The organism is Coprobacter sp. (assembly GCF_982436375.1).
In genome coordinates, this window is the sequence record NZ_CEWDCG010000138.1 from 1 (window position 1) to 8341 (window position 8341).

The 8341-nt window shown below is 41.9% G+C and carries 8 protein-coding genes; 7 read left to right on the forward strand and 1 reads right to left on the reverse strand.

Annotation, left to right across the window (positions count from 1 at the left end; all coding sequences use genetic code 11):
• From AC1WHX_RS08450 to AC1WHX_RS08480, 7 genes are all read left to right on the forward strand, one after another.
• On the forward strand, nucleotides 1-917 hold a 917-nt coding region (locus AC1WHX_RS08450; RefSeq protein ID WP_481229145.1), incomplete at its 5' end, for a PorP/SprF family type IX secretion system membrane protein.
• A gap of 3 nt (nucleotides 918-920) precedes the next feature.
• Entirely contained in the window at nucleotides 921-2336 is a 1416-nt protein-coding gene (gene porK, locus AC1WHX_RS08455; protein WP_031258934.1) for a T9SS ring complex lipoprotein PorK/GldK, read from the forward strand.
• 24 nt (nucleotides 2337-2360) lie between these two features.
• Nucleotides 2361-3383: a type IX secretion system motor protein PorL/GldL gene (gene porL, locus AC1WHX_RS08460; protein WP_022390305.1), complete on the forward strand. Its 1023-nt coding sequence runs from the start codon at nucleotides 2361-2363 to the stop codon at nucleotides 3381-3383.
• Nucleotides 3384-3397: 14 nt separating this feature from the next.
• Nucleotides 3398-4963 carry a type IX secretion system motor protein PorM/GldM gene (gene porM, locus AC1WHX_RS08465; RefSeq protein WP_022390304.1) on the forward strand — a complete coding sequence of 522 codons (1566 nt, stop codon included), beginning with the start codon at nucleotides 3398-3400 and terminating at the stop codon, nucleotides 4961-4963.
• A 29-nt stretch (nucleotides 4964-4992) separates the two neighbouring features.
• Nucleotides 4993-6114: a type IX secretion system ring subunit PorN/GldN gene (gene porN, locus AC1WHX_RS08470; RefSeq protein WP_009318172.1), complete on the forward strand. Its 1122-nt coding sequence runs from the start codon at nucleotides 4993-4995 to the stop codon at nucleotides 6112-6114.
• A gap of 163 nt (nucleotides 6115-6277) precedes the next feature.
• On the forward strand, nucleotides 6278-6856 hold the full coding sequence (gene pnuC, locus AC1WHX_RS08475; RefSeq protein WP_303117185.1) for a nicotinamide riboside transporter PnuC: 579 nt from the start codon (nucleotides 6278-6280) through the stop codon (nucleotides 6854-6856).
• Nucleotides 6853-7521, forward strand: a complete 669-nt coding sequence (locus AC1WHX_RS08480; RefSeq protein WP_122338341.1) for a thiamine diphosphokinase — start codon at nucleotides 6853-6855, stop codon at nucleotides 7519-7521. The genes pnuC and AC1WHX_RS08480 overlap by 4 nt, the downstream gene beginning before the upstream one ends.
• Nucleotides 7522-7614: 93 nt before the next feature.
• On the opposite strand, the gene AC1WHX_RS08485 is transcribed toward AC1WHX_RS08480, so the two are convergent.
• A complete protein-coding gene (locus tag AC1WHX_RS08485) occupies nucleotides 7615-8046 on the reverse strand; it encodes a T9SS type A sorting domain-containing protein (RefSeq protein WP_169721146.1) in 432 nt (143 codons plus the stop codon).
• Between the last annotated feature and the right edge of the window lie 295 nt (nucleotides 8047-8341).

Genomic DNA, 8341 nt, shown 5'->3' on the forward strand with positions numbered 1-8341 from the left:
TATTGTTGCTCGGATTTGTAGAACTTCGGGCACAAGTCGATGCCCAGTTCAGTCAATATTGGGCATTGCCTAATTATTACAATGCCGGAGCGGTAGGACAAGACGGTAAGTTGAATATTCGTGCCGGTTCGCGTCAGCAGTGGGTAGGTATGCCCGGAGCACCCAAGACGTTTTTAGTTTCGGCCGAAATGCCTTTTCGCTTATTTAAACAGAATCATGGAGTAGGGTTGGCGATGACAAACGAAACTCTCGGTCTGTATTCAAACATGACGATTGCCCTCCAATATGCTTATAAAGTGCGTTTATGGCAGGGACAACTCAGTCTGGGATTACAGTTGGGGTTACTCGATCAGCGTTTTGACGGTACGGAAGTTTCTATACCTGAAAGCGATTATCACAATTCTTCGGATGACGGTATTCCCCAAAGTGAGTTGCAGGGGATGGCATTCGATATGGGATTCGGAGTATTCTATTCCCACAAATATTTTTATGCAGGTCTTTCGTCAACACATCTTACCGAACCGGTGATTACGTTCGATGAAAAATATGAAACTTATACGGGACGTTCGTATTATTTTATCGCCGGGGGCAATATTCCTTTTAAAAATGCGTTATATGAGTTGCAACCCTCGCTTTTGTTAAAGACGACGTTTCAAATCACTCAGGTGGAGTTGACAGCTCGTCTGAGGTATAATAAGTTTTTGTGGGGGGGATTGTCTTATCGCTGGAAAGATGCGTTGGTGATTATGATTGGTGCTGATTATAAAAACTTTATGTTGGGATATTCTTATGATTATCCGGTTTCTGCAATTGTAAAGGCAACAAGCGGGAGTCATGAAGTTTTTTTAGGATATAGTTTAAAGATAGATTTTTCAAATAAGAACAAGAATAAACATAAAAGTATTCGGATACTATAATTTATGAAGAAGATCATGTTATTTTTGGCAATCGTGGGCATGTTGGTATCTTGCGCTCCGTCTTCTGCACCTAACGGTGGAGAGGTGGTGGGAGTAAGCAGCACTGCTTTCGGTGAGCCTACACCTTACGGTATGGTATTGGTAAAGCGCGGTTCTTTTGAAATAGGTCCGTCCGAGAAAGATACTCTTTGGGGAACGCCCCAAACGGCGAAAGGGATATCTATTGATGCTTTCTGGATGGATGAGACCGAGATAACCAATTCCGAGTATAAACAATTCGTGTATTGGGTGCGGGATTCGATTATTCGGGAACGTCTGGCCGATCCGGCTTTTGGCGGGAACGAAGCATTTAAGATAGAAGAAGATCGGGATGGAAATCCGGTAAAACCTCATTTGAACTGGAATAAGGCGATTCCATGGCGTAATCCGACCGAAGATGAGGCTCGGGCGATTGAGAGTGTCTATCGGATCAATCCGATTACCGGCGCAAAAGAATTGGATGTGAGACAACTTAATTATCGATATGAAGTGTTTAACTATACCGAAGCTGCAAAACGGAAACATCGTCTCGACCCGGCACGTCGCATTTTGAATACTGACGTACAGCCCGATCCTGAGGCAGAAGTGCTCATTTCCAAAGATACGGCCTTTTTCGATGATGATGGGCGGATTATTACACAGACGATTGTTCGTCCGTTGCAAAGCGAGTTCGATTTTCTGAATACCTATATCGTTAATATTTATCCTGATTCTACGGCTTGGGTAAATGATTTTGATAATGCATATAATGAACCTTACATGCGTATGTATTTTGCACATCCGGGTTATAACGATTATCCGGTAGTCGGTGTTTCATGGGAACAGGCGACAGCTTTTTGCGTATGGCGAACTCATTATTTGTTGGCCGGAATCAAAGGCGCTTCGTATATAGAGCCTTATCGTCTGCCTACTGAGGCCGAATGGGAATATGCGGCGCGTTCCGGAAAGAACGAAAATAAATTCCCTTGGTCCGAAGATGCTCCGATGTCTGATAAAGGATGTTTTTACGCTAACTTCAAACCGCAAAAGGGGAATTATGTAAAAGACGGAAATCTTATTACATCCCGAGTCGGAACATATCCGCCTAATGAGTTCGGACTTTACGATATGGCGGGAAATGTATCGGAATGGACATCGACAGCTTATACTGAGGGTGGAAATCTTTATACCAGTGACATGAATCCCGATTATCGTTATAATGCGGCGAAAGAAGATCCTTATCGGATGAAAAGGAAGATCGTACGTGGCGGTTCGTGGAAAGACGTGTCGAATTTTGTACGTTCTGACATACGTATGTGGGAATATCAGAATGAACAGCGTTCGTATATCGGTTTCCGGTGTGTACGTACGCAAGTGGGATTCGCCAAAGGTCGTAAATAATAAAAGGATTTAAAGTTTACCATTATGGGAAAATATAAAAGATATAAAAATCGTATTGAGAAATTTCTTTCGGGCGATTCCGGAAAACGATTCTTTAATTTTGCTTATAGTATCGGTGCTGCTATTGTAATTTTAGGGGCTTTATTTAAGATATTGCACCTTCCGGGAGGTAATTTTATGTTGTCGGTCGGTATGGGGGTAGAGGTGATGATGTTCTTACTGACAGCATTCGACCGTCCTGCCAAAGAATATAATTGGGAAGAAGTGTTTCCCGTGCTATCGACCAAAGATCCTGAAGATCGTCCTGAATTTCATGGAGGTCAGGGCGGTGGCGTAATTATTAAGGGGGGCACCGGAGCGACCGGAACAGTTGTCGTTAACGGAGGATCGTCCGGAGTACATGTTTCGCCTGAAGAGGCCAAGAGAACGGCTGGCATTCCTTCGGACATACAGTTGGGGGAAGAAGATACGCAGAGTCTTTCGGAAAGCATTCAGAAACTTTCTGCCGCAGCCGACCAACTTTCGCGTATGGCTGAATTGACTGAGGCCACCCAAAATTATTTAAGTCAGTTATCAGCTATTTCCGCACAAATGGATCAGTTTAAAGAGGCTACACGTTCGTTGACGGAAGTTTCTAATATTTTGCTTGATTCCTATAAAAGTATAACCGAGAATTCTGAGGGTATTTCGGATCATTCTCAAGGGTATGTTACTCAAATGGAAGATCTGAATCGGAATCTGGCTGGTCTGAATACGATTTATGAAATCCAATTGAAGAGCATCAGTTCACAATTGGATAGTATCGACCGGGTCAATGCCGGATTAAAGAGCATTCGGGATATGTACGAACATTCGATGAACGACAGTAATCGTTATTGTGAAGAGACGGAAAAGATGACTAAGTACATGGCACAATTGAATGCCGTATATGAAAATATGCTTGCGGCGATGACCGTAAATATGTATAACCGTCCGATGACGCCTCCTCAGCCTCCTGTAACTCAGACAACTTCTGAAGAGGATGAAAATAAAGCGGTTGCTCAATAAAGAAATTATAGATTATGGCATCACCTAATTCAAATCTCTCTCCCCGGCAGAAGATGATAAACTTGATGTATATCGTCCTCACAGCCATGCTGGCATTGAACGTATCGTCCGATGTGCTGAACGGGTTTAAGCAAGTAGATGAGGGATTGGTGCGGACGACACAGAATTCGACGATACAGAATCAGGCTCTATATAATGAACTTTCGGCATTTAATCAGACCAATCCCGAAAAGTCCGGAGCTTGGTATGGTAAGGCGACAGAAGTGAAAAACCGTACGGAGTCTCTCTATAAATATCTTGATGAGTTGAAATTGCGTATTGTGCGTCAGGCAGACGGAAAGGATGGCAATGTCAATGATATTGTACATCAGGATGATCTGGAGGCCGCTTCTTATATTATGCTTTCTCCGCGTACGGGAGAGGGTAAAAAACTCAGAACGGCATTGGAGCAATACAGTGACTTTGTCACGCCGATGATTACCGATACGATTCGGCGACAGATTATTTATGATTATCTGTATCCTCGTATTGCAGGACAGTCGGAACGGAATCATAAAAAATGGGAAGAAGTGATGTTCGAGAATATGCCTGTTATCGCAGCGGTTACTTTGTTGAGTAAAATACAAAGCGATTTGCGTTATGCCGAAGGGGAGATCTTGCATGCTTTGCAGAAAAATATAGACGAAGGAGACGTCCGGGTGAATCAGTTGAATGCATACGTGATTCCGGCTTCTAAAACGGTAATGCGGGGGGGAAAATATTCTGCCAATATTGTATTGGCGGCTATCGATACGACTCAAGCTCCGGCAATATATATCGGAGGACAGAAACTTCCCGAAGATCGTAACGGACTGTACGAGTTTGTATGCGGGAAAACCGGAGTATTCGACTTTAGCGGGTATCTTGAAGTTCCTCACGGAGACGGAACTCTGACTCGTCATGATTTTACTTCGTCATATACGGTAATAGACCCCACGGCGACAGTATCGGCAACAATGATGAATGTTCTTTATGCCGGTATCGACAATCCGATCAGTATTTCGGTTCCGGGCATTCCGACACAAGCGGTTCAAGCTACTATGTCGGGAGGGACGTTGACCCGTTCCGGAAATGGTTGGATCGCACGTCCCGGAAAAGTCGGACAGGATGTGACGATTACGGTGACCGCATCTATGGAGGGCCGTTCTCAGGTCGTGAATACGACGACTTTCCGTGTTCGGAAATTGCCTGACCCGATGCCTTATATTGCATATAAAGATGATAAAGGTAATGAACAGCGTTATAAGGGAGGAAAACCTTTCTCAAAGCGAATATTGTTGTCTGCACCGGGTATTCAGGCGGCAATAGACGATGATTTGTTGAATGTATCTTATCGTGTTTTACAATTTGAAACCGTATTTTTCGATTCTATGGGGAACGTAATTCCCGAAGTTTCTGACGGGGCATCGTTCTCACAACGTCAAAAAGATGCTTTTCGCAGGCTCTCCAGAGGAAAACGTTTTTATATTTCCCGGGTTAAAGCGGTCGGCCCTGACGGAATAGAACGAGACTTGTCTCCGATAGAAGTGATAGTAAATTGATAAAAGATTTAAGAAATAGAATAGAGCGTATGAAAATAGCAGTAAAAGGAGTTATTCCGGTACTTTGTCTTTTTATGGCGATGCCATTGCTCCGGGCTCAGAATAATAACAGCAGTACGGTGCGTACGGGTGTGGTGGGAAGCACGAACAATACTTCGTCTTCTTCTATTTCGGTGCGGGCAAAGTCTTTGTATGAGAAAGAAGCGATCTCTCCCGCCGATATTCCTTGGATGCGGGTTATTTACCGTTCTTTAGATCTGAAGGAGGAGAAAAATATGCCTTTGTACTATCCTGAAGAACCGACTGAAAATCAGGAAAATCTTTTTAGATTGATTATGAGGCTTCTGACAGAAAATAAGATCGTTGCGTATGAATATCTGGACGGAAGAGAGGTATTTACCGACCAATATAAGATGAATCTGAAAGATCTGTTGGACAAGTTCCATATTCTGTATGAAGAGAAAGAAGGACGCACCTCTAAGAGTACCCGCTATATCGTGAATGAGAGCGATGTGCCTTCTAATGAAGTCCTTTCTTACTATATTCGGGAAAAATGGATATTCGATCAACGTAATTCAGGTCTGACTTCCGTAATCGAGGCGATTTGTCCTATACTGCATCGTGTCGGTGATTTCGGAGGAGATGCCATGACTTATCCTATGTTTTGGATTAAATATGACGATTTGCGGCCTTATATGGCACAACAGTATATTTTGACGAACAATGAAAACAATGTACAGAATTATACTTATGATGATTATTTTAAAATGAGAATGTTCGAAGGCAAGATATATAAGACGACCAATTTGAGAAACATGTCGTTGATGCAATTATATGATACGGCGGAGAAACAAGACAGCGCACGGGCCGGTATCGAAAAACAGTTGCAAAATTTTGAAAACAGCCTTTGGGTAAAATCTCCCGCTCCGGTAGAGCAAGCTTCTAAGGATACGGATAAAAAAACGACAACGGCTTCATCCGGTCAAAATGCGACGGAAAAAGAAGTGAAAAGTTCGGTGCGTTCTTCTCGAGGAACGACAACATCCCGCTCGTCCGTAAAATCAGGAAGTTCAAAATCTGTAAAGAGTAAATCTTCTCGTTCGTCATCTTCCAAATCTGCACCGATACGTTCGGTACGAAGAACGAGATAAAAAATGAAATATAAAAACCTCAAAAAACAAGGGACTGTTTGAATTTTGTTCGAGTCGGATTTGAAAATTTCTTTCGATAATATTTCCCTGTCGGAAAATTCAGGCGGGCTTTAAGCAAACATCTTAATGTTTGCTTGTTTTTTTATAAATCATTGTTGATTCAGTGGACTATCTGGAAATTTGCGGAACTTTTGTCGGATTGCTTTATCTGTGGTTAGAATATCGGGCGAGTGTTTATTTGTGGCTGGCAAGTATTGTGATGCCGGCAATTTATATTTTTGTTTACTATCGAGTCGGCCTGTATGCCGATTTCGGCATAAATATCTATTATCTTCTTGCAGCCCTTTATGGGTGGTATATATGGAAGTATGGGAACAAAACGGAGAATGGAGCAAGGAAACAGCCTGTCGGAGAATTGCCCGTTTCCCGTATGCCTTTGCATTATTATCTCCCCTCGACATTCGTCTTTATTTTTTTGTTTGTTGCAATAGGATATATATTGCTTTTCTTTACCGACAGCAATGTTCCTTGGTGGGATAGTTTTACTACGGCGCTCAGCGTGATTGCATTGTGGATGCTTGCACATAAATATGTAGAACAATGGTTGGTCTGGATTGTTATCGATGTAGCATGTTGCGGCCTTTATGTTTATAAAGGCCTCTATTTTACTGCATTCCTGTATGGATTTTATGCCGTAGTCGCTATCTTTGGGTATTTAAAATGGAAAAAGATGATGCAATGAGCAGAAATGATGTTCCTCTGATTGAAAATAATCTTGATTTTCTTCCTTTTGTACCGGATGCCGTTATTTTGGCTGACGGTGAATATCCGGTACATGAATATCCGTTGCGTTTATTACGGGAAACACCGTATATCGTTTGCTGTGATGGGGCTGCAAATACATTTATCTCTCACGGGTATATTCCGAATATGATTATCGGAGACGGAGATTCTTTGTCTGTCGAGAATCGGATGCTCTATAAAGACCGGTTACTCTATGTTGCCGATCAGGAGACGAACGATCTTACTAAAGCGATTCGTTTCTTGCTCGGAAAGAATTTTCGCAATGTCGTTATTTTAGGAGCTACCGGGAAAAGAGAAGACCATACGTTGGGGAATATCAGCTTACTCATGGAGCATTTTCCCTGTTTTTTACACTTGGCTATGGTGACCGATTATGGAGTATTTATACCGGTATGCGATAGCCATACATTCGGTTCTCGTCCCGGACAACAAGTTTCTGTTTTCAATTTCGGTGCATGTGACATGCATTCCGAAGGACTGGTGTATCCGGTCAGGGATTTTTCCCGATTATGGGAAGGAACACTCAATGAAACTTCAGGAAGTGCTTTTTCTATTTTTTGCAAAGGTAATTATCTGCTATATTTAGCTTATGATGTAAAATGAAGAGTTTAAAGCCGGTCTGAATTTTCTGACGGAAAAATATTGCCGAAAGAAACTTTCAAATCTGTACCCGAGTAAAATTTAGACGGCCGGCTCTTATTCTTTGATAATCTTGAACTCTTTTGCTTCTTTTCCTGCAATTACCTTGAGAATATACCAGTTTGGGGGATATGAAGACATGTCGATGGAAATCGGTGCGGAGCTGTTCCCGATTTCGGATTTTAACAAAGAACCTTTACTGTTGTATAATCGAGTTTGTATGTCGATTGCATCTCCCATGCCTGAAAATACGATTTTTACGACTCCTCGGGTCGGATTAGGATATACTTTCATGGCTTTTCCGGCTATCGGTTCAGGATTTGTTCCGGATGTTTTCTCTTGTATCGTCCTTTGTAGATTTTGCACCGAAATTTTATACCGGAGTATTACATTCCCGATGCGGTCGTACTCATATCTTATCGGTGTTTGGGCATAACCGTTTCCCGATAAAATGAGTATAAATAAGACCGAAAAGATTTTATTTTTCATTTTGATTATATGTTTTTGTGCTGAAATCGTTTTGTTTAGTAAAAAAAGTTCTTTATCCATCTTTATAAGATATTTCATAATAGCCATACTGTTTATGAATCGATGTTTTTCTTTAAAAGAAATATTGCATGATAAAAGATTCTATAATTTTATCATGTTGCATCTAAGAGCCTGTCTGAATTTTCCAATAAAAACCTGATCCGAGTAAAATTTAGACAGGCACTAACAGTTCTTTTTTTCCCGGAAATCTTCGATCATGGAGTCGATCTTTTGGGCGGCCGGAGTATCATCGTTT

Coding starts and splice junctions, on each gene's coding strand:
- porK (WP_031258934.1), top strand. CDS start 921: ATGAAGAAGATCATGTTATTTTTGGCAATCGTGGGCATGTTGGTATCT.
- porL (WP_022390305.1), top strand. CDS start 2,361: ATGGGAAAATATAAAAGATATAAAAATCGTATTGAGAAATTTCTTTCG.
- porM (WP_022390304.1), top strand. CDS start 3,398: ATGGCATCACCTAATTCAAATCTCTCTCCCCGGCAGAAGATGATAAAC.
- porN (WP_009318172.1), top strand. CDS start 4,993: ATGAAAATAGCAGTAAAAGGAGTTATTCCGGTACTTTGTCTTTTTATG.
- AC1WHX_RS08480 (WP_122338341.1), top strand. CDS start 6,853: ATGAGCAGAAATGATGTTCCTCTGATTGAAAATAATCTTGATTTTCTT.
- AC1WHX_RS08485 (WP_169721146.1), bottom strand. CDS start 8,046: ATGAAAAATAAAATCTTTTCGGTCTTATTTATACTCATTTTATCGGGA.